Below are 15,356 nucleotides of genomic sequence, written 5' to 3'. Positions count from 1 at the left end.
TCACGCGGAGTCAAGTCGCCGCGCCTTGCGTCGGGCATCCACGCCTGCGACGTCCCTCACAAGGTATTTCGCTGGCCGCGAATCATCCACTGGCGTCAGCAATCCGCGCGAGATCCAGCTGTAGATCGTTCCCGCTGGGATCCCGCATATCTCCGCAATCCGGGCCGGCGTAGCTGCTGCGGTCACTGCTTCTTCGGCGACAGCGGTCGGGATTATCTTCGGCGCGACCCAACCCTGGCCGAACTTGTGCGCCTCTCCATCGAGGCGCGCGCACATGTCTGGATCGACTTTCAGCAATGCTCCCCGATAGGCACGAGCGACATCACGAGCCCATTCCAGGCGGGTGCGGTGAACCTCCGGCATCAGTCCTCCTCGTCCCACAGGTGCTCGTTCAGGATGTCGAGGATCTCGTCGCACACGATGAGACGCTGGGCCACGTATGTTTCCTCGGGGCCGTAGCTTTCAGCCTTGTCGGCCCAATGCTGGGCGATGTCGAGGATCTGCTTGACGATATCCGCGCGGGCACCTTCGATGGTGTCCTCGTCGATGAACTCGCGGTCACGGGCCTCGTCAGCCGCGATGCGGGCATGGATGTTGTCGAGGCTGCTCACCAGATGTCCTCTCGGCCGCACGGGTCGTGGTGGTTGCGGGCGCACTCGTCGCACCAGCCGCAGTCTGGGCAGTCGTCTACGGCGTCGTAGTCGCGTTCCTCGTCGTAGTTCTCGATCACGACTTCTCCTCGGCGTCCACGAGCGCCCAATCCTGGTCGTAGTCAGGATGATCAGCCCACGCCGCCGCGAGGCCGTAGAGCGTGAGCCAGGCCAGGTTCGGGGCGTCCGTGTACTCCCAACCGTCCACCTCGAGGATGCTGGCGCACTCGGCGACGATCGCGCGCTTGCCGTCCACCTCACGCACCGCGCGCTCGGGATCCATGCGCGCAATGTGGGCAGCCTCCGACTTCAACGGCCAGCCTTCGTCGTAGACGATGGTGTGTGTACCGGATTCCTCGATCCCCCACTCCGGATCGGCAGGCTCGAACGGGCCACCGCTCACAGCGCCGTCGTACGACCGCCACTTCATCGCGCGTTCACCAGCCGTGCGGGCAGTCTGCTCGTCCTCGGCGATGCGTGCCTCGATGAACTCCTCGATCGCGCTCATGCGACGGCCAAGGGGTTGTTCAACCGCGCGAATTCGTCTTGGTGCCAGCAGTTCCGGCACTGCCTGCATTGGATCAGTTCATGCTCGAGGGCCATGGTGAGCATGCGGTAGCCGCAGATGTGGCAGGACTCGTGCAACCAGGCGGTGGTTTCGATCAGACCCAACGCTGATTGGGCGCGGTGGTGAAGCCTGGACAGGCGCAGGACAGCGTCCACACCGTCCAACGTGGCGTAGGTGATGTCATCTCCGCCGTCCGGGTGCGGCCGCCACACCGTCATCAACTGCGCCGGAAGGTCGATCAGCGTGCCCAGCGATGAGCAGATCAGGGTGAGGCTGTCGCCGTCGCCGGGGAGGCGGTTGGCCCAGCGGGTGGTTTCCTCGGTGAATTCGGTGAGCAGGGTGTCGATGCCGAGCGGTATCGGTATCGGCCGCTCGCTGCTGCCGGAGACTTTCGGGCCGGACACGTGCGAGCCCTGCTGGAGCCGGACGGCGCCGAGGAGGCACCAGTCGTCATCGAGTCGCCGGATGTCGTTGAACGCGTGCTGCTCACACGACCGGCAGAGTGTTCCCCCAGTTTCGACGCCGGCGCCGTGCCACTTCCCCCCAGCATCACGGCGGCGACCCTTGCACCGATGCCCTTGACGACACTCATGCTCGAGGTTGCCCATACGTACAGCGTAGAGACGGAGACGGCGTTTCTCGAGTCGCGCTGTTACAGAATCGTCTAGGGTCGCTTGACTTGCAATGTCTAGTCGAGCTAGACTACCCTTATGACGAAGCGCAGGGACATCATCAGGGCGATCCGGGACGCCGCCCGCGAACAGGATCTCGACTTCGAGGTCACCGAAGGCAGCCGCCACAGCATCGTCATCATCGACGGCAAGAAAGTCCCTGTCCCCCGCCACAGCGACGTCCCCGAGAACACCACTCGCGAGATCTACAAAGAGGCCGCCGAAGCACTCGGGAAGGACTGGTGGAAATGAGCACCTACACCGCGCGGGTAACCCGCGACGAGGATGCCTGGATGATCCAGGTCCCCGAGGTGAACCGGGTCACCTCAGCGTTGAACCTGCGTCAAGTCGAGGAAATGGCCCGCGACCTCATCGCGATCATGACCGACACCGAACCGGACTCGTTCGACCTCGTCATCGAATGGCCCCCGGAGATCTCTTCGTGGCTGGATGTCTTCCGAGCCGCCACCGCCGACGCTGAGCGGGCCGCGCAGGTCGCCGTACAAGCCCGGCAGTCCGCCGCAGCGGCCTTGCAGGCTATGGGAGCGACGGTCCGCGATATCGGGGCACTCATGGAGGTGTCGTTCCAGCGGGCCCAGCAGATCCTCGAAGCCTCACGAGCCGCGAACGCCGATATCGCGTTCCCGCTTGACGTGGCGTACTTCGACCCCTCGATGGCCGTTCCGGTTGAGCGCAATCCGGCAGACCGGCCCCCACAGCTTGCTGTGGTGCGTCGGCAAGCGGTCCGCGAGCAGAAGCCCCGCCGCCACGCCTGAAACCCTGGTGGGCCCGGATTTGGCCGGCTGCGGCCACCGCCAGGGGGTAGCGGTGGCCGCAGACGTTCTGCCGCGCTGGCAGGTGCCAGGGTGAGGGTCCTGCAAGAGGTGACCTCGGAATCAGGAACCGCCCGTTAGACGGGTCGCTCACCGCTGGCGGTATCGATCGTATCGAGCATCGGTGTGGATCTCGAGCCGCCGCGCGGTCCGTCCCCGGTCCCGATCACCATCTCCGGCACGGCACTGAACCAGGCCGCACGCGCCGGCGCCCAGTCGTCGGCCAGGAGCTTTCGCCATGATGGGCCGCTCCCCATCGACTCCGGTCCGTCGCCGCGGCGGCGGCCCTCCTCCAACTGCCAATCCACAAGACGGGTGATCTCATCCAGGACAGGCTGCTCCGGGGTGCTCATCGGTCCGCCCTTCCTGCTTCGGTGATCCACTCGTCCAGAACATCGCCCATATGGTCCGGCCACTCGAAATGGTCGTCCTCCAGCCACTTCCCACACTTGCAATGCGGTTCGTCGCCCTCAGGGACATAGACGGTGTTGTGACCGGTGATCTCCTGAGCGACCGTGTCCCGATCGGCGGCGGAGATGTAGCCCGCCTCGACCAGTTCGTCCGCAAGCTCGTCCGCAGCGAGGAACTGATTGTCAGCCATGAGCGCCTCAGCCTTGGACCGGTACTCCCATGCGCTCATGACCCCTCCGTCTTGTCTTCCCGCCACCAGTACGGGTCCGTCTTGGCGGTGTGGTCGATCCGGGTGAAGCAGTCCGGGCACATGATCCCGCCCGGACCCACAGGCTTCACCCGACAGATGCCACACAACCGAGGAGAATCACTCACGAGAACGATTCTCCCGGGCCCGGGTCTTCGCCCCGCATGAACCGGTACACGTCGTCGCCGAGGAGCTGGCGCATCTTGTGCTCTTGCTCAACCATGTGCAGCCGCGCTGATATCTCCATCTCCTCACGCATCCGCTGAAGGTCAGCGACCGTGTACCCGTTGCCGTCGCTCATGGTGTGGATTCTCCCGCCTCGGCGTAGATGGAGGACAGCGCCTCGACGAATGTCAGGCAGGCATCGCGGTAGCCCTCCGAGTACGCAGCGTACGTCTGGTCGCCATCGCTCACTGCCGCTTCCAGTTCGGCGGCCTTGGTCCGGTACACCTCGATGAAGGCGTCGATCGTCTGCGTCTCGGTAGCGTCGGTCACAGCTGCTCCTCGTCCTCATTGTCCGGCGGCAGCGACCAGCCTGCGCGCTCGTATCCGCTCGCCCCCATACGACCTCGGTCTTCGGTGGGGATAGCGTCTTCGCTGCCATACATACGACACCCGAGCCACTGGGTGGTCATAAACGTGTGGCAGGCGCAGCCCCGGCAAATGAAGTACACGCGGCCCACCTCAAGGTCGGGCTGCCGGATCTCCACGCCGCCTCGGGCGTCGAGAGCCTGCCGCTCGAAGACCATCGAGACCGGCTCCCAGTGGTGTTCGCATTCGCGGGGCGCGGCGAAGGTTGTGGGCATTCCGTAGCCGCTCATCGGCCGCGGCACCGGCGACTCTCGGTACCATTCGTCATGGCTGAATCCTTCCCGATTCGGTCAGTGGCCGGGCGGTCTCCACACCCCCGGCCACACCCAATTTTAGCAGGTCACAACACATTTCACGGCACCTCGTGCCATGTCCGACCGTTGTCGTAGCTGACGTATCCAGGCGTGATCAGCACTCCCACGCGGTCGTCATCCCAGGGCGGCGGACCCTGGATCGAACCGCCGTACGCGGCGCGACGCCAGGGCAGGCGCCGGAGCAGTCTCCGGATCTTAGCTGTCACCGCCACGGCAGGCTCCAGTACAGGACGTTGTTCCAGAACTCGTACACCGCCCGCACCCCACGCCGCCACCAGCCAGCGTCCGGCGGGAGCGGAGGGCGATACCCGAACGGACCAATCACACCATGAGGCTCGCGGTACGGCTTCGTTCTCAACGGTCCTCCTCGGGCTCGAGCGTGATCGTGATGCGCGGGTTGTCGCGGTCCAGGCGGATCTCCTGCGTCACCGCCAGCACATACCGGTGACTGTCGTCCGTCAGGACCCCGCACGACACGAGCGCATCCAGGGCTGCCTTGCACCACGGGCCCAGCGAATCCGGGTCCCGCCGGCGAGCATTCGGCGCCCACCACGTCACCGTCACCCGCACCGGATACGGGAGCACGGGGAGCTTCGCCTGCTTCGCCATCCACGCCACATCGGAAGCGACACGGGACTTCGCCGCCCGGACTTGCGGCCACGACATACGGCGTTGGTCGTTGGACGTCATCGGCGGGCGGTCGTGCGGGACGTCCAGGGTGTAGACCGCATGGGCTCGGGTCACGCGGTCGCCTCCGCATTCGCGAGCTCGACCAGGACATCGGCATGGCAGGGGACGCGGTTGCCGTGCTCATCTTCGAGCGGACACCAGCAGGCCAGGTCCTTCCCGCGCAGCTCCGTCACATCCAGCCCGGCCGTCCAGGAATGTTCCATCACGCCCGAACCGTCCCCGTGCACGTCCAGGCATCTCGGGTCGTCGCACGTCAGATGCGCCCGATAGAGGGCGACGCATTCGGCGATCGTGGCCGGGCGCTCGCCGGCCGAGGTGCAGAAGCGGTAGTTGTCGGGCGTGAATGGGTTTCCCCATTTCGTCGGACGGCCAACGTACAAAGCTCCTTCCGGCATTCGCCATCCGCGGGCGCGTCGGCGCTGAATCCGCTCAGGCATCAGCGTCTCCATCCGTGTCTGGCCAGCTGCATTGATGGTCTGCGCAAGGTGGATGCTGCCCGCACATATCGCAGTAGCGCGGATGGACCACTCCGCACCTCGCGCACGGCGTCTTCCGCCATTCCGGGGTGACGCTCACGTGGTCACCTCCCGCCGGGCCGTCCAGGGCGCAGTCACGTAGCCGTAGCGGTTATCCCCGCGCGCGGCGATCATCTCGGCAACCCACTTCTGCGCATCGGATACGTCCTCGAATACGGCGCGAGGAGACCCGTCCGGCGCTGTCCCGACATACACGGTCGGTTTGTTGGCGCTCATGTTCTGTCCTCCGGCGGGTAGTTGAGGTCATGGAGGTTCGCCCCGAACGGCAGGAAGCGGGCCCGGTTCTGGGCGTAGTTGTCGAGGCTGTTGACGAACCGGAGTGCGTCCAGCTCGGTGGGGAACACGACCACGTTGTCGTCGGTACCCAGGGTGTCGGCGACGACCCACACGCCGTCCGGGTTCTCGATCTCGCTCATTCGGTCTCCTTGGTCCAGTCGTGCTTGTACCGCCGCCACACGGTCCGGTCGGAGGCGCGGGCTTCTTCCTCGCTGAGGTTGTCCATGACCGGAGGCGCGAATGACCCGCCGTAACCCCATATCTCGCCGGTGGGTAGGAGTTCACCGAGAGCATCGGCCAGCGGCTCAGCATCGGCCCGGTACCGCTGGCGGACTCGTTCGGGCACCGCGTCCCAGGCTCTCGCCGGCATGGTGGGTGAGCTGTAGGCGTGCTCGTCGATACCGAACTGACCGACCGCCAGCCGTTCGATTGCCTCGGCGCGGATCTGCTCGCGGGTAGATGGATCAGACACGCGGGTCCTCCTCGATCTCAGCCAGGACGTCAGCGACGGTCACCCGGCCGTTCCGCAACGTCGGTGCCACCTGACGCGCGATCCGGAGCTCGGTATCCAGGTCGTGCCGGTACCGGGCCAGCCATTCGTCCAGACGTTCGGACGGGATCGGCTCCCAATCCTGATTGCCGTCGATGTCGTAGCAGCGCTTCAAGCGGGTCACAGCCCATTTCCCGCGTCCTCGGTACTCGACGGTGAGCGTGAACTCGATGCTGTTGATGTCGTCCAGCGGAACGCACGACACCGAATACTCGGTTGCCGTTACGGTCGGTTCGGGGACGGTTCGGTTGTCGCTCATCGCTCCTCCTCGGTGATCAGCTCCCACGGCAGCTCCGGACGACAGACAACCTCACCGCCAGTGTCTTCGGCGTGGAACGCGGCCATACACCGCGAGCTGCTGCGCTGTGCTGTGTCGTCGCCGTCGGTCCGCCAGCCGTACTCGACGCCGATGTCCGTGCGGGGTACGACAAGGAACTCAGCCAGGATCGCGTCGGCCTGATTCCGGTCGTTGTCGTTCACTTTCGCCGTGATGCCGCGCCGGGATCGGGCAAGGCTGCGCGCCAACGCTTCTCGGGTGTCGCTCATCGGTTCTCGGCCTCCTCGGCTGCTCGGTGGTCTTCGTCTTGGCACGCCCAGCACGGCAGCCCGGAAGGATGCCCCGGCCGCGTCCACATCAGCGCGCCGCAGCGGGGGCAATCGATCTGGATCAGTTGCGGCCATGTGTCCCCGTCACGGTCCATGTGGTCGCCGTCGTGCTCGGAATCGAGTACGCATTCATCGCCGCCGGGAACTCCGACGGTGTCGCAACTAGCCACGGTGCGCCTCCTCGGGCTCCCACAGGACGAGGGCCGGGAAGAGTCCCGAGTCGCTATCGTCCAGATGCCAGTAGTAGACGGGGTTTTGGAGCGTCATCACGCGACCGGGCCACTCCCCGCCGCCAGTGTCGACGGCGCCGACCACCCCATTCCGGAATCGAACGACCGTGCCGTGACGCTCGTCCTGCATGGCGCTGGCACTCTCGATGACGCGGGGCGGTGGATGCCAGCCCAGCACGGTTTCGATGTGCTTGGCCGCCTCCTCGCCGGTATCGGCCCAGGCGTATCCCTCGATGAAATCCGTGCAGTACTTGGCGAGCTGGTCGCGGGGTTCGTTACTCGTCACCAGAATCGGCTCCTTCACTGTGGTTCATCACGCGCTGGATATCGGCGACGGTGCGTTTCCAGCCGCACTTGATCACGTCGCCATCGGGGTGCTCGTCGCATTGGATGCCGGAGTACTGGAGGCTGGCGAGCACGAACTGCACGCGACCGACCTTCTCTGCGGCATCCAGCAGGGCAGGCACGAACCCGTCCGCCCGGACGATCTTGCCGAGACGAGCGTTCTCTGCCCGCAGCTCGGCATAGGTGTCACCAGTGCACCCGTCATGCACCCATCCGTCACCCCCGCAGGTCTCACACTCGGCGTACGCGCCCAACGCTGTAGCAGGGCCGCAGCCGCTACCCCGGCATTCCGGGCATCGAGTGGCAGCCATCCGCTCACCGCAGTTTTCGCACAGGCGTGGGCATTCCGAGTGGTCGCCCGCGGCTGCGAGCGCGTCATTGCGGGCGTAGGCGGCGTCACGATCCCGAGACACCGCGTCGATGACGAGCCCGCTGTTCACGTAGTTCTGCTCGGCGCACGTGCTGTACAGGTCCGCCTGGGTCCGCCAGTAGTCCCGCTCGGCAGCGAACCAGGCCGCCCAATCCCTGGCCTCAGCCGACTCGATTTGCGATGAGCCCCAGCGCTTCGCGTTGTTGTTCGCCTGGGCCAGCATGAACTTCGCTTCGCGTTCCAGTTCGGCGACACGGGCGCGCTGTTCCCGCACCAGGCGCGGCAGGTCGTCGAACAGTGTGTCGCCGGGCTCGCCGAGTTCGGCGGTGACAGCAACCAGCAGCTGTGCGAGCCGCTGAAGTTCGGTGAGCGGTTCGGGTGTCTGGTCAGGCATCGGCCTTGGCTCCCTCGAGGTATTGCGCGGCAGCCTGATCCAGGCCCGAGATGTCCGGCGCGGTGTGGTGGATGTCGGCGAGGCGAGCGATCCGCTCATGCCGGAACCCGAACCAATACACATCGCCCACCACGACGAGGGGCAGGGATTTCGGGCCGGGGTTCCTGGCGGCGTAGATGTCGACCAGGGCGCCGGCGACCGCGTCATCGTCCACATCGACGTAGGTGTAGGGGACGTTGGCTTTGTCGAGCTTGCGGGTGGTCTGCTTGCACTGCTGGCAGCCGGGGCGTCCATAGACGGTGACGGGGACCAGTCGGTCGGCGGGGGTGAGGTCAGTCATCGGTATTCCCATCAGTGGTGGTTGTGTTCTCAGTGGTGGGGACATATCCCAGGCGTTGAAGAAACGCCCCCATAGCTGCGAGTTCGTCGTTCACCCCACGCGCCCACTTGTCGAGGTTGACGTGCCATTGCTCATGCCAGGCGAGGTCGGCGGGGTATGCCTGACACATCCGGCAGAACGGCTCGGGAGAGGCGCTGGGGACACCTTCCCCACCGGTGGGGGCGGGGGTGTTGGCGCCGGGGTGGTTCTCCAACGCCTTGGCGTAGCCGTTCCACCCGGCCCGGCCCGTCCAGGGGATGGGGTTTCCGGGGGCTGTGCGGGGCTCTGGCGGGATTTCGGCGGGTTTCCGGGTCCGGGCTACCCGGGACAGCCCTGAGGGACGCTGAGGCATCAGTGGGCCTCACCTTCGGCCATGGCGGACTCCATCGCAGCCCGGAGGCAACGGCCAAGCAGTCGCGATTCGACGCCGCGCATCTCCGCCAGAGGTCCCGACGCCGGGAGTGCCATTCTGCGGAACGCATTCGCAGCCTGCTCGTCGCGGAAGAAGTCTTCCTCGATTTCCAAGCGCATCTCGATCAACGTCGGCGCGGCTGGCGAATCCTGGATGGCCTCTGAGTCGAGCAGCAGCACGAGCGCGTCGTGAAGGTTGCTCTGGTAGGTCACTTCCCGGTTGGGGTCGCGGCGGGTCATTGGTTGTTCTCCTGGTCTCGGTTGATGGCTTGTTGTGCTCGGGCGGACGGAGACCGCTCCGAGAAGTCGTTAGCGGTGGCGGTTTTGCGGAGGTGGGGTTTGCAGTTGAGGCAGGGGATGGGGCGGCCCTCGTCGTCGTGTCCGAGCCAGCCCCGCCGGCAACGCGGGTCACGGCAACGGGGCGGAGTCGGCTCGCCGTAACGGTCCGGGCTCATCGCTTCACCCCTGCGGAGGAATTCGGGTTTATCCACAGGCCGCCGTCCGCGCGTAGTGAGTTGCGTTTGAAAGCCGGGTACGTAAGTGGGTTGGTAAGTGGTTGGTGATCTATGGGTTGGTGGGGGGACACCCATGTCCCCCAGACATTGCTCAGATGTCCCCCAGACTTGGCTGAAATGTCCCCCAGACTTTTCGGCGCCCCATAGGTCTGAGGGACACCCATGTCCCCCAGACCCGTTGAGCCGCACCCACTCTGGGGGACACCCACGTCCCCCAGACATGCCAGCCTGTGGATAACTCCAGGAGACACTGATGTCCCCTGGACTACGGCAACTCGTCCGGCCCCAACATCGACAGAGACATCAAATCCACAGGCGTCGTCAGCCGGTACTCGTCGGCCTTGTGCGCCCACCGATTCCCCTGCTTCACCAACTCCACCAGCCCCAGCGACCGCAACTCCGCCAGCGACCGCTTCACCGTCCGATCGGTCACGCCCATCACGCGCGCCAACCGATCCACACCCGGATGAACCCGCGACCCATCCGGATCGGCGTACGTCGCCAACATCAGCGCGAGGAACTTCTGCTGCGACGGGATGGACAGGCGGCGAATGATGCGCTCCCACTCGTAGCGATCCTCTGGCTTGAGCACGAGAACCTCCATCACGTCCGCCTTCCAGAGGCATCACGACACCCCCTCGATCACGAATTCATCCCCCGATTCCGGCGACGGCGTGACACCGAGTAGCGCCCGTGCCGCCGCCAGCACGCTCCCCTGGTTGGCCGGCCGCGTCGTCAAGATCTCCATGGCACGAGCAGCCCGGAGTTCCCAATCGACCGCCTGCGTGGAGTCGCTCTTGCGCCGGTTGCATGGCGAGCAAGCCGCACGGAGGTTGTCGAAAGAGTTGTTGCCGCCCAGGGCCCGCGGGGTCTTGTGGTCCAGCTCGAGCCACACCGGTTTGCCGGAGGACATGTCGACCGGAGCGTTCCGCCCGTTCGCCTGGTTCGGCGTGGAGGGTTCGATACGCCGCTCGCAGTACTGGCACGTCCAGTCGTCGCGCTCGTAGACACGGCGCCGCACACCCGGCGATATGTCAGCCCGCCGGCGGGGGGATACCTTCACAGGTCCGCTCACGACGGCACCTCCATCACGTATTGGTCCGACGGCACCGTGGCCGGCTCCAGCTTCCGCATCATGAGACCTCCCCGAAATCGAGGATTCACTAGTGAGACCGGCGCGGCGGCCAGCAAGCGAGACGTCCTGGCACGGGAACCCGCCAGTGAGAACGTCGACCGGTTCAACGGCCGACCAGTCCGGCTCGGGCATGTCGTACTCGTATCCAGCTGACAGCGCCCGGGCCTGCGCGCGCTTGATCGCGGCCCATTCCTCGTCGGTGTGGGAGAGCCCGACACGCTCGATATCACCGAGGTTCGGCACGTCCGGCCAGTGATGCGCGAGCACCTTTGATGCGGCTGGATCAACCTCCGAATGCCACGCCATACCCGCGCCGTCGAACAACTCGAGCGCGGCCAAATCCAAGCCGCCCGCGCCGGAAAACAGTGATCCGATCCTCATGCCGCACCGCCGATCGGGTGCACTTCGCCGTCGTCGGTGAGGTTCACCCACCGGCCGCGGTACAGCACCGGCACCTCCGACGCGGTCCGGCCGGAATGCTGCGACACCAGCCAGCCCACATCGGCGGACGCGATCCGCGACCATGCTGGGTCACGGCCCTCGATCCAGTCGTGGCAGGCGTTGGAGACGTGGAATCCGTTCGCGGCCTGGTTTACCCACGGCAGCGATGTGCCTCCGGCGCCGCGCGGGCGGCGATGGTGGATCACCTCGGCGGGGCCGCAGCCGTCACGCTCGCAGATCCCGCCGGAGCGGGCCTCGACGATCGCCTTCACCGCGGCCGGGAATCCGTCCCGGTTGGGCTTCGGCCGGCGGGGTTGGACCTTGGGCAGCATCTGCCGCACCAAATTCCGGGCACTCGGATGAACGGTCATGCGCCGTACGCCCCCGATCCCGCGATCGAGATATCCGACCGGACCGCGGCACCGGTGGAGCGACCGACCTCGATCCGGGTCATCAGCGTCTTCTGTGACCTGGTCAGCGCACGAACCTTCATCTCCGCCAACTCGGCAGCGAACCGCAGCTCGTGAACTTCAATGATCGCCTTGTGCTTCCGGATATCCATCGGCCCCTCGGCGCGCATGAACGCTTCCGAGTTCGCCACGGTGGCGTACCCGCGGAGTTCGGGGGCCTCCTCGTCGGCCCGGTTCAGATCCTCTGTGACCTGGTCCAACTGAAGGGACAGCGCCGCGAGGTGGCTGACAACCTGGTTCGGGGTGAGGTGCTGATTGCTCACGCCGCCGTCCCCCGGTAGTACTCGGTCAACTTCACGATGGCCTCGGTGTTGGTGGAGGTGCGCAGGTTGTCACCGTCGTTGTCCGCGGCGAACTTGGCCGACGCCTCCTTGCTGTCCATGCCGAGCTGATTGAGCAGCCGCAGCAGCTCGGCCCGCGCGAAGTCGTGCGCTGGCAGTTGCGCGGCAGCGCTCATCGTCCGGGCGCGAACCTCTTCCGCGGTGGCAATGCCCTTCTTCGTGTCCGCAGCGAGAGCCGCGACGATCGCGCGCCCCCAGGCCGAGGTCTCGGCGTTCTGCAGCTCCGAGTCCCGGGTGAAGTTCGTCTTCCCCGGGAACTGCTCCCATGCCATGCCGATGCCCGGCGCCGGATCGTCCGGAGAGCGGTAGGCGGCGGCCACGACGACGATGAACGTCTTGTCGCCGACCGTCTCGATCCGGTACGGATTCGCCGTATCCACGGGCCGCAGCCGGCCATCCGGGTAGGTGGTGCGGAACTCGACGATCCGCTGCGCCACCTCGACGTAATCTCCGAGGTCGACCTTCTTGTCAGCCATGCTTACCACTCCTTACTCGCCCACAAGGGCAGCGTCATCAGATGCGTGTGGTCCCCGTAGCCGGGCCATTCGTCGGCCTCGCTGCACTGGGCGAACAATTTCGCGCCGAGGGTCACGACCCGGTCGGCGTCCTCGATAGCGGCGGTATCGAATTCGTGGATGCTCGTCAGGAACGGCGCCGCCTTCTCCTGGACGAGGAACACGAACCGGTCCACCACATAACCCAGGGACGCCAGCACACGGCGATAGTGGGCTTCCTGGATGTGGTAGCCGTAGCTGACCGCGCTGCGCTCGAACGCTTTCGGTGCGGCGTCCTTCGAGGTTTTGTAGTCGACGACCGTCACGTGCTTGTCGGGGCCGAAGATGATGTAGTCGAAGCGGGCTCGCAGCATCACCCACGTCTCCGGATCCATTGCATACGCGGACATCTCCGCGACGCCTTCACCGTTGATCAGCTCCGCCACCTCGGTCCGGGCCATGGCCGCGTCGACCATCTTCTTGGTCGCTTCGTACTGCTTGGTCAGCAGAGGGGTCTTGCCCTCGGCGCGGGCTTTCGCCTTCGCGGTCTTGGCTGCGGCCGACTGCCATGTCTTCGCGTCCACCACCTCGATACCGGCGCCGGCGCCGAGCAGCAGCGTGTGAGCGGCGGTGCCGATATCGAAGTCGTCGTTGTCCTCGCGGACACTGAATCGATGCTTCGCGGGGCCGCCGGGCTTCACCAGCTGGCGGACGCCGGTGCTGGACAGGCTGTTCGGGTCGCTGTGGTAGACGTCCTCGGGGAGATCCGGGTACAGGCCGGGCGCGGTCGGCGCCGCCAGGGGCGGGATGTCCTTCTTGCGGCAGTGGTCGCAGATCTCCCGATCGAGGTCGGTGATATCGCAGATATCGTTCGATCCGGTCACGGCTGTCCTCCCTTGATGAAGTCGGCGATCACGTCGGAGTCGGCCTGGTTGAAGTCGGCGGTATTGCCAGGCCCCGTGGCGTCGTGGACGGTGATATGGACTCGGCCATCGATGTCGTGTTCGACCACCAACTCCGTCAGGCCGGAGCGCGCGCGGAGACGGTGACCGTTGATCGTCAGGTTCACGCGGCCACCCCTGGATCCGACGCAGTGAAACCCCACCGCTGCACCTGACGCTGCGACCTCCCATACCCGCGCTCGATCCACTGGAGCGCCCGAGCGTGGCTCCAGCCCAGAACCTCCCGCGCGAACCGGTAGTCATGGCGGGCATGGATGCTGTCGAGGAGCGCCTTGCCCTTCTTCACGCTGCCTACCGGCACCCTGAACGGGCGCACAGGCGCCCCGGGTTGCGGCAGCGCCAGCCAGCCACCATCCGGCGACGGCACCACCAGCAGCGGGGTGCCCGCCGAGACGAGGCCAGTGTCGGTGCGGACGTCATGCGATGTGACGACCTGCAACGGCATCTCGGGCATCACGCCACCACCGGAATCTGGATCGCCAGGATCCGCCGCTCGGTGTCTCGCAGGACCCAGTCCCGCTCGACCTTGTAGTCGATCCCCCGCACTGACGACGGCGCGACGCCCGCGGCCGCGGCGATCTGGTTGGACGTCCAGCCGGCCGCGCGCAACTCGCGCACCTTCTCCCGCGTCGGGCCGATCGGCACAAGACCCTGCACGCACTGCGGACACTTCACCGCACCGGTGCGGCGCGTCTCGAACGTGAGGCCGCAGTCAGCGCAAACAATCTCTCGACGGATACGGACAGGCCGGGCGACCGCAGGCATGAGCATCTGGCCGCCGTGAAGCTTCTTCGCCAGCTTCCACTCAGCGTCATCGGCGAGGTTGAATCCGCCATGAATGCCGAATCTCTCGCCCCGCTGCAGGGCGTCTCTGATACACCAGCTGCTGATGCTGCACTGCTTGCACACCCCGCGGGCGGTGTCCGCGGTCTTCGTGTCTGCCCGGTCTGGGTACCAGACGTCCGGGTCGTATCCCGACACCCGGCACGCCGGCATCACGGTCTCGCTCATGCCATGCCCTCCAACATGCGCCGCTTGCATGCCTTCCCGCAGGCGCCCTTCAACCCCCACTTCGGCGACATCTGCTTCAGGCTCAACTCGGCACCGCACACCCGGCAGCGACCCGGATCGTGCTCCTTCTCGTCGAGAAGGCCGAGCATGGACAGCAGGTCCTTCGCCTCGGCCACATCGGCGGCGTGGTGGCACACCGTCTTCCGCGCCAGATCACGCTCACCGGGAGTTGATCCGAATCCGGTGGCGGCGGTTGTGCCGTCGGTCATCGGGTTGCCCATCACAGCACCCCGTTCTCGTAGTCGATTGACCTGTCGCGGGCGCGGTCCCAGTCGGCGCCCACATCGATGCCCTCGTTATCCACCGGGATCGGGGAAGGCTCGAACTCGTACGTGCAGTACTGGCAGCGGCAGCCGACATGGCCGAGCAGCTGCATCCGGGCACCACGCTCGGCGCAGCGTTCCGGGGCCAGGAACCAGGGCTCGCTCATCGCGCACCGCCCTGCAACAGCGCGAAATCCAGCTCGTGCCGGGGGTGTTCGGTGATATACCCGAGCCGCGACGCCAACGCGCGAGCCCGATCAGCCATGTCGTCCTGGCCCATGAACGCGAGATCCTCAGCCAACACACCCAGCGCGGCAGCGACTTCCAGATGCTCAGGGAGACGGTCGGCGATCATCGCTGCTCTCCATCCTCGAGCGGGAAGTCGATGTAGCCGAGACGGGCGGCCAGCGCGCGAGCGCCCCATTCCCCCTCGGGGTAGACCGGCAGCAGACGGGCCGGGTGCTGCTCGCTGTGCCGCGGGTCGCGGCGGCCGGGCAGGTTCGCGCAGATCTGGCCTACCAGGGCCCGCCATCCGCGGCGGTTGTGCTTACCCATCGGGTACGCTCCTCGTTGTTCTGGGGGCCGGGGCGAG

37 protein-coding genes are annotated in these 15,356 nt (G+C 66.1%); 2 read left to right on the top strand and 35 right to left on the bottom strand.

Annotated elements, in window-relative coordinates:
- The 5 genes from LKD76_RS06025 to LKD76_RS06010 are packed head-to-tail and all read right to left on the bottom strand — an operon-like array spanning position 1 to position 1,826.
- On the bottom strand, positions 1-363 hold the full coding sequence (locus LKD76_RS06025) for a hypothetical protein (RefSeq protein WP_227979962.1): 363 nt from the start codon (positions 361-363) through the stop codon (positions 1-3).
- Entirely contained in the window at positions 363-611 is a 249-nt protein-coding gene (locus LKD76_RS06020) for a hypothetical protein (protein ID WP_227979961.1), read from the bottom strand. Before LKD76_RS06020 ends, LKD76_RS06025 begins: the two co-directional genes overlap by 1 nt.
- Positions 608-730, bottom strand: coding sequence for a hypothetical protein (locus LKD76_RS31760; RefSeq protein WP_255659664.1), 123 nt, complete (start codon positions 728-730; stop codon positions 608-610). The genes LKD76_RS06020 and LKD76_RS31760 overlap by 4 nt, the downstream gene beginning before the upstream one ends.
- Positions 727-1,158, bottom strand: coding sequence for a DUF6221 family protein (locus LKD76_RS06015; RefSeq protein WP_227979960.1), 432 nt, complete (start codon positions 1,156-1,158; stop codon positions 727-729). The genes LKD76_RS31760 and LKD76_RS06015 overlap by 4 nt, the downstream gene beginning before the upstream one ends.
- Positions 1,155-1,826: a hypothetical protein gene (locus tag LKD76_RS06010; protein WP_227979959.1), complete on the bottom strand. Its 672-nt coding sequence runs from the start codon at positions 1,824-1,826 to the stop codon at positions 1,155-1,157. The genes LKD76_RS06015 and LKD76_RS06010 overlap by 4 nt, the downstream gene beginning before the upstream one ends.
- A gap of 102 nt (positions 1,827-1,928) precedes the next feature.
- Between LKD76_RS06010 and LKD76_RS06005 the strand changes: the two genes are divergently transcribed.
- Entirely contained in the window at positions 1,929-2,141 is a 213-nt protein-coding gene (locus tag LKD76_RS06005) for a hypothetical protein (protein WP_227979958.1), read from the top strand.
- Positions 2,138-2,665: a hypothetical protein gene (locus tag LKD76_RS06000; protein ID WP_227979957.1), complete on the top strand. Its 528-nt coding sequence runs from the start codon at positions 2,138-2,140 to the stop codon at positions 2,663-2,665. Before LKD76_RS06005 ends, LKD76_RS06000 begins: the two co-directional genes overlap by 4 nt.
- Before the next feature lie 134 nt (positions 2,666-2,799).
- Here the strand turns inward: LKD76_RS06000 and LKD76_RS05995 are convergent, their stop codons facing one another.
- From LKD76_RS05995 to LKD76_RS05850, 30 genes are all read right to left on the bottom strand, one after another.
- Positions 2,800-3,075, bottom strand: coding sequence for a hypothetical protein (locus LKD76_RS05995; RefSeq protein ID WP_227979956.1), 276 nt, complete (start codon positions 3,073-3,075; stop codon positions 2,800-2,802).
- A complete protein-coding gene (locus LKD76_RS05990) occupies positions 3,072-3,362 on the bottom strand; it encodes a hypothetical protein (protein ID WP_227979955.1) in 291 nt (96 codons plus the stop codon). Before LKD76_RS05990 ends, LKD76_RS05995 begins: the two co-directional genes overlap by 4 nt.
- A gap of 142 nt (positions 3,363-3,504) precedes the next feature.
- Entirely contained in the window at positions 3,505-3,681 is a 177-nt protein-coding gene (locus tag LKD76_RS05985; RefSeq protein WP_227979954.1) for a hypothetical protein, read from the bottom strand.
- A complete protein-coding gene (locus LKD76_RS05980; protein WP_227979953.1) occupies positions 3,678-3,875 on the bottom strand; it encodes a hypothetical protein in 198 nt (65 codons plus the stop codon). Before LKD76_RS05980 ends, LKD76_RS05985 begins: the two co-directional genes overlap by 4 nt.
- Complete coding sequence (locus LKD76_RS05975; protein WP_227979952.1) at positions 3,872-4,201, bottom strand: hypothetical protein; 330 nt, start codon at positions 4,199-4,201, stop codon at positions 3,872-3,874. Before LKD76_RS05975 ends, LKD76_RS05980 begins: the two co-directional genes overlap by 4 nt.
- A 122-nt stretch (positions 4,202-4,323) precedes the next feature.
- On the bottom strand, positions 4,324-4,497 hold the full coding sequence (locus LKD76_RS05970; protein WP_227979951.1) for a hypothetical protein: 174 nt from the start codon (positions 4,495-4,497) through the stop codon (positions 4,324-4,326).
- Between the two features lie 142 nt (positions 4,498-4,639).
- Positions 4,640-5,029, bottom strand: coding sequence for a RusA family crossover junction endodeoxyribonuclease (locus tag LKD76_RS05965; protein WP_227979950.1), 390 nt, complete (start codon positions 5,027-5,029; stop codon positions 4,640-4,642).
- The gene (locus LKD76_RS05960) at positions 5,026-5,412 is read right to left on the bottom strand and encodes a DUF4326 domain-containing protein (protein WP_227985112.1); all 387 of its coding nucleotides are present in this window, start codon (positions 5,410-5,412) and stop codon (positions 5,026-5,028) included. Before LKD76_RS05960 ends, LKD76_RS05965 begins: the two co-directional genes overlap by 4 nt.
- Before the next feature lie 135 nt (positions 5,413-5,547).
- The gene (locus LKD76_RS05955) at positions 5,548-5,727 is read right to left on the bottom strand and encodes a hypothetical protein (protein ID WP_227979949.1); all 180 of its coding nucleotides are present in this window, start codon (positions 5,725-5,727) and stop codon (positions 5,548-5,550) included.
- Positions 5,724-5,927, bottom strand: coding sequence for a hypothetical protein (locus LKD76_RS05950; RefSeq protein ID WP_227979948.1), 204 nt, complete (start codon positions 5,925-5,927; stop codon positions 5,724-5,726). The genes LKD76_RS05955 and LKD76_RS05950 overlap by 4 nt, the downstream gene beginning before the upstream one ends.
- Positions 5,924-6,259, bottom strand: coding sequence for a hypothetical protein (locus LKD76_RS05945; RefSeq protein WP_227979947.1), 336 nt, complete (start codon positions 6,257-6,259; stop codon positions 5,924-5,926). The genes LKD76_RS05950 and LKD76_RS05945 overlap by 4 nt, the downstream gene beginning before the upstream one ends.
- On the bottom strand, positions 6,252-6,596 hold the full coding sequence (locus tag LKD76_RS05940) for a hypothetical protein (RefSeq protein WP_227979946.1): 345 nt from the start codon (positions 6,594-6,596) through the stop codon (positions 6,252-6,254). Before LKD76_RS05940 ends, LKD76_RS05945 begins: the two co-directional genes overlap by 8 nt.
- On the bottom strand, positions 6,593-6,883 hold the full coding sequence (locus tag LKD76_RS05935; protein WP_227979945.1) for a hypothetical protein: 291 nt from the start codon (positions 6,881-6,883) through the stop codon (positions 6,593-6,595). Before LKD76_RS05935 ends, LKD76_RS05940 begins: the two co-directional genes overlap by 4 nt.
- Before the next feature lie 222 nt (positions 6,884-7,105).
- Positions 7,106-7,459 (bottom strand): hypothetical protein, encoded by a 354-nt coding sequence (locus LKD76_RS05930; protein WP_227979944.1) that lies wholly within the window; start codon positions 7,457-7,459, stop codon positions 7,106-7,108.
- Positions 7,449-8,282, bottom strand: coding sequence for a hypothetical protein (locus tag LKD76_RS05925; RefSeq protein WP_227979943.1), 834 nt, complete (start codon positions 8,280-8,282; stop codon positions 7,449-7,451). Before LKD76_RS05925 ends, LKD76_RS05930 begins: the two co-directional genes overlap by 11 nt.
- Positions 8,275-8,622, bottom strand: a complete 348-nt coding sequence (locus LKD76_RS05920; RefSeq protein WP_227979942.1) for a glutaredoxin family protein — start codon at positions 8,620-8,622, stop codon at positions 8,275-8,277. The genes LKD76_RS05925 and LKD76_RS05920 overlap by 8 nt, the downstream gene beginning before the upstream one ends.
- Positions 8,623-9,012: 390 nt before the next feature.
- Positions 9,013-9,312 carry a hypothetical protein gene (locus tag LKD76_RS05915; protein ID WP_227979941.1) on the bottom strand — a complete coding sequence of 100 codons (300 nt, stop codon included), beginning with the start codon at positions 9,310-9,312 and terminating at the stop codon, positions 9,013-9,015.
- 540 nt (positions 9,313-9,852) lie between these two features.
- Complete coding sequence (locus tag LKD76_RS05910; protein ID WP_227979940.1) at positions 9,853-10,191, bottom strand: helix-turn-helix domain-containing protein; 339 nt, start codon at positions 10,189-10,191, stop codon at positions 9,853-9,855.
- A gap of 21 nt (positions 10,192-10,212) precedes the next feature.
- Positions 10,213-11,103 carry a DNA cytosine methyltransferase gene (locus tag LKD76_RS05905; protein WP_227979939.1) on the bottom strand — a complete coding sequence of 297 codons (891 nt, stop codon included), beginning with the start codon at positions 11,101-11,103 and terminating at the stop codon, positions 10,213-10,215.
- Positions 11,100-11,534, bottom strand: a complete 435-nt coding sequence (locus LKD76_RS05900; RefSeq protein ID WP_227979938.1) for a hypothetical protein — start codon at positions 11,532-11,534, stop codon at positions 11,100-11,102. The genes LKD76_RS05905 and LKD76_RS05900 overlap by 4 nt, the downstream gene beginning before the upstream one ends.
- Positions 11,531-11,896 (bottom strand): hypothetical protein, encoded by a 366-nt coding sequence (locus LKD76_RS05895; RefSeq protein ID WP_227979937.1) that lies wholly within the window; start codon positions 11,894-11,896, stop codon positions 11,531-11,533. The genes LKD76_RS05900 and LKD76_RS05895 overlap by 4 nt, the downstream gene beginning before the upstream one ends.
- Positions 11,893-12,450, bottom strand: coding sequence for a hypothetical protein (locus LKD76_RS05890; RefSeq protein WP_227979936.1), 558 nt, complete (start codon positions 12,448-12,450; stop codon positions 11,893-11,895). Before LKD76_RS05890 ends, LKD76_RS05895 begins: the two co-directional genes overlap by 4 nt.
- A 2-nt stretch (positions 12,451-12,452) precedes the next feature.
- The gene (locus LKD76_RS05885) at positions 12,453-13,352 is read right to left on the bottom strand and encodes a PD-(D/E)XK nuclease-like domain-containing protein (protein WP_227979935.1); all 900 of its coding nucleotides are present in this window, start codon (positions 13,350-13,352) and stop codon (positions 12,453-12,455) included.
- A complete protein-coding gene (locus LKD76_RS05880) occupies positions 13,349-13,537 on the bottom strand; it encodes a hypothetical protein (RefSeq protein ID WP_227979934.1) in 189 nt (62 codons plus the stop codon). Before LKD76_RS05880 ends, LKD76_RS05885 begins: the two co-directional genes overlap by 4 nt.
- Complete coding sequence (locus LKD76_RS05875) at positions 13,534-13,884, bottom strand: hypothetical protein (RefSeq protein WP_227979933.1); 351 nt, start codon at positions 13,882-13,884, stop codon at positions 13,534-13,536. The genes LKD76_RS05880 and LKD76_RS05875 overlap by 4 nt, the downstream gene beginning before the upstream one ends.
- On the bottom strand, positions 13,884-14,441 hold the full coding sequence (locus LKD76_RS05870; RefSeq protein WP_227979932.1) for a WhiB family transcriptional regulator: 558 nt from the start codon (positions 14,439-14,441) through the stop codon (positions 13,884-13,886). Before LKD76_RS05870 ends, LKD76_RS05875 begins: the two co-directional genes overlap by 1 nt.
- Entirely contained in the window at positions 14,438-14,722 is a 285-nt protein-coding gene (locus LKD76_RS05865; RefSeq protein WP_227979931.1) for a hypothetical protein, read from the bottom strand. The genes LKD76_RS05870 and LKD76_RS05865 overlap by 4 nt, the downstream gene beginning before the upstream one ends.
- On the bottom strand, positions 14,722-14,931 hold the full coding sequence (locus LKD76_RS05860) for a hypothetical protein (RefSeq protein ID WP_227979930.1): 210 nt from the start codon (positions 14,929-14,931) through the stop codon (positions 14,722-14,724). Before LKD76_RS05860 ends, LKD76_RS05865 begins: the two co-directional genes overlap by 1 nt.
- Positions 14,928-15,119, bottom strand: coding sequence for a hypothetical protein (locus tag LKD76_RS05855; protein ID WP_227979929.1), 192 nt, complete (start codon positions 15,117-15,119; stop codon positions 14,928-14,930). The genes LKD76_RS05860 and LKD76_RS05855 overlap by 4 nt, the downstream gene beginning before the upstream one ends.
- Positions 15,116-15,319, bottom strand: a complete 204-nt coding sequence (locus LKD76_RS05850) for a hypothetical protein (protein ID WP_227979928.1) — start codon at positions 15,317-15,319, stop codon at positions 15,116-15,118. The genes LKD76_RS05855 and LKD76_RS05850 overlap by 4 nt, the downstream gene beginning before the upstream one ends.
- Positions 15,320-15,356 lie beyond the last annotated feature (37 nt).

It is taken from the genome of Nocardia spumae (assembly GCF_020733635.1).
Classification (GTDB): domain Bacteria; phylum Actinomycetota; class Actinomycetes; order Mycobacteriales; family Mycobacteriaceae; genus Nocardia; species Nocardia spumae.
The sequence above is the reverse complement of the archived record's forward strand: the minus strand, read 5'-3'. Positions and strand labels throughout refer to the sequence as shown.

Coding starts and splice junctions, on each gene's coding strand:
- LKD76_RS06025 (WP_227979962.1), bottom strand. CDS start 363: ATGCCGGAGGTTCACCGCACCCGCCTGGAATGGGCTCGTGATGTCGCT.
- LKD76_RS06015 (WP_227979960.1), bottom strand. CDS start 1,158: ATGAGCGCGATCGAGGAGTTCATCGAGGCACGCATCGCCGAGGACGAG.
- LKD76_RS06010 (WP_227979959.1), bottom strand. CDS start 1,826: ATGGGCAACCTCGAGCATGAGTGTCGTCAAGGGCATCGGTGCAAGGGT.
- LKD76_RS06005 (WP_227979958.1), top strand. CDS start 1,929: ATGACGAAGCGCAGGGACATCATCAGGGCGATCCGGGACGCCGCCCGC.
- LKD76_RS06000 (WP_227979957.1), top strand. CDS start 2,138: ATGAGCACCTACACCGCGCGGGTAACCCGCGACGAGGATGCCTGGATG.
- LKD76_RS05995 (WP_227979956.1), bottom strand. CDS start 3,075: ATGAGCACCCCGGAGCAGCCTGTCCTGGATGAGATCACCCGTCTTGTG.
- LKD76_RS05990 (WP_227979955.1), bottom strand. CDS start 3,362: ATGAGCGCATGGGAGTACCGGTCCAAGGCTGAGGCGCTCATGGCTGAC.
- LKD76_RS05985 (WP_227979954.1), bottom strand. CDS start 3,681: ATGAGCGACGGCAACGGGTACACGGTCGCTGACCTTCAGCGGATGCGT.
- LKD76_RS05975 (WP_227979952.1), bottom strand. CDS start 4,201: ATGAGCGGCTACGGAATGCCCACAACCTTCGCCGCGCCCCGCGAATGC.
- LKD76_RS05960 (WP_227985112.1), bottom strand. CDS start 5,412: ATGCCTGAGCGGATTCAGCGCCGACGCGCCCGCGGATGGCGAATGCCG.
- LKD76_RS05955 (WP_227979949.1), bottom strand. CDS start 5,727: ATGAGCGCCAACAAACCGACCGTGTATGTCGGGACAGCGCCGGACGGG.
- LKD76_RS05950 (WP_227979948.1), bottom strand. CDS start 5,927: ATGAGCGAGATCGAGAACCCGGACGGCGTGTGGGTCGTCGCCGACACC.
- LKD76_RS05940 (WP_227979946.1), bottom strand. CDS start 6,596: ATGAGCGACAACCGAACCGTCCCCGAACCGACCGTAACGGCAACCGAG.
- LKD76_RS05935 (WP_227979945.1), bottom strand. CDS start 6,883: ATGAGCGACACCCGAGAAGCGTTGGCGCGCAGCCTTGCCCGATCCCGG.
- LKD76_RS05925 (WP_227979943.1), bottom strand. CDS start 8,282: ATGCCTGACCAGACACCCGAACCGCTCACCGAACTTCAGCGGCTCGCA.
- LKD76_RS05920 (WP_227979942.1), bottom strand. CDS start 8,622: ATGACTGACCTCACCCCCGCCGACCGACTGGTCCCCGTCACCGTCTAT.
- LKD76_RS05915 (WP_227979941.1), bottom strand. CDS start 9,312: ATGACCCGCCGCGACCCCAACCGGGAAGTGACCTACCAGAGCAACCTT.
- LKD76_RS05910 (WP_227979940.1), bottom strand. CDS start 10,191: ATGGAGGTTCTCGTGCTCAAGCCAGAGGATCGCTACGAGTGGGAGCGC.
- LKD76_RS05905 (WP_227979939.1), bottom strand. CDS start 11,103: ATGAGGATCGGATCACTGTTTTCCGGCGCGGGCGGCTTGGATTTGGCC.
- LKD76_RS05900 (WP_227979938.1), bottom strand. CDS start 11,534: ATGACCGTTCATCCGAGTGCCCGGAATTTGGTGCGGCAGATGCTGCCC.
- LKD76_RS05890 (WP_227979936.1), bottom strand. CDS start 12,450: ATGGCTGACAAGAAGGTCGACCTCGGAGATTACGTCGAGGTGGCGCAG.
- LKD76_RS05875 (WP_227979933.1), bottom strand. CDS start 13,884: ATGCCCGAGATGCCGTTGCAGGTCGTCACATCGCATGACGTCCGCACC.
- LKD76_RS05870 (WP_227979932.1), bottom strand. CDS start 14,441: ATGAGCGAGACCGTGATGCCGGCGTGCCGGGTGTCGGGATACGACCCG.
- LKD76_RS05865 (WP_227979931.1), bottom strand. CDS start 14,722: ATGGGCAACCCGATGACCGACGGCACAACCGCCGCCACCGGATTCGGA.
- LKD76_RS05860 (WP_227979930.1), bottom strand. CDS start 14,931: ATGAGCGAGCCCTGGTTCCTGGCCCCGGAACGCTGCGCCGAGCGTGGT.
- LKD76_RS05855 (WP_227979929.1), bottom strand. CDS start 15,119: ATGATCGCCGACCGTCTCCCTGAGCATCTGGAAGTCGCTGCCGCGCTG.
- LKD76_RS05850 (WP_227979928.1), bottom strand. CDS start 15,319: ATGGGTAAGCACAACCGCCGCGGATGGCGGGCCCTGGTAGGCCAGATC.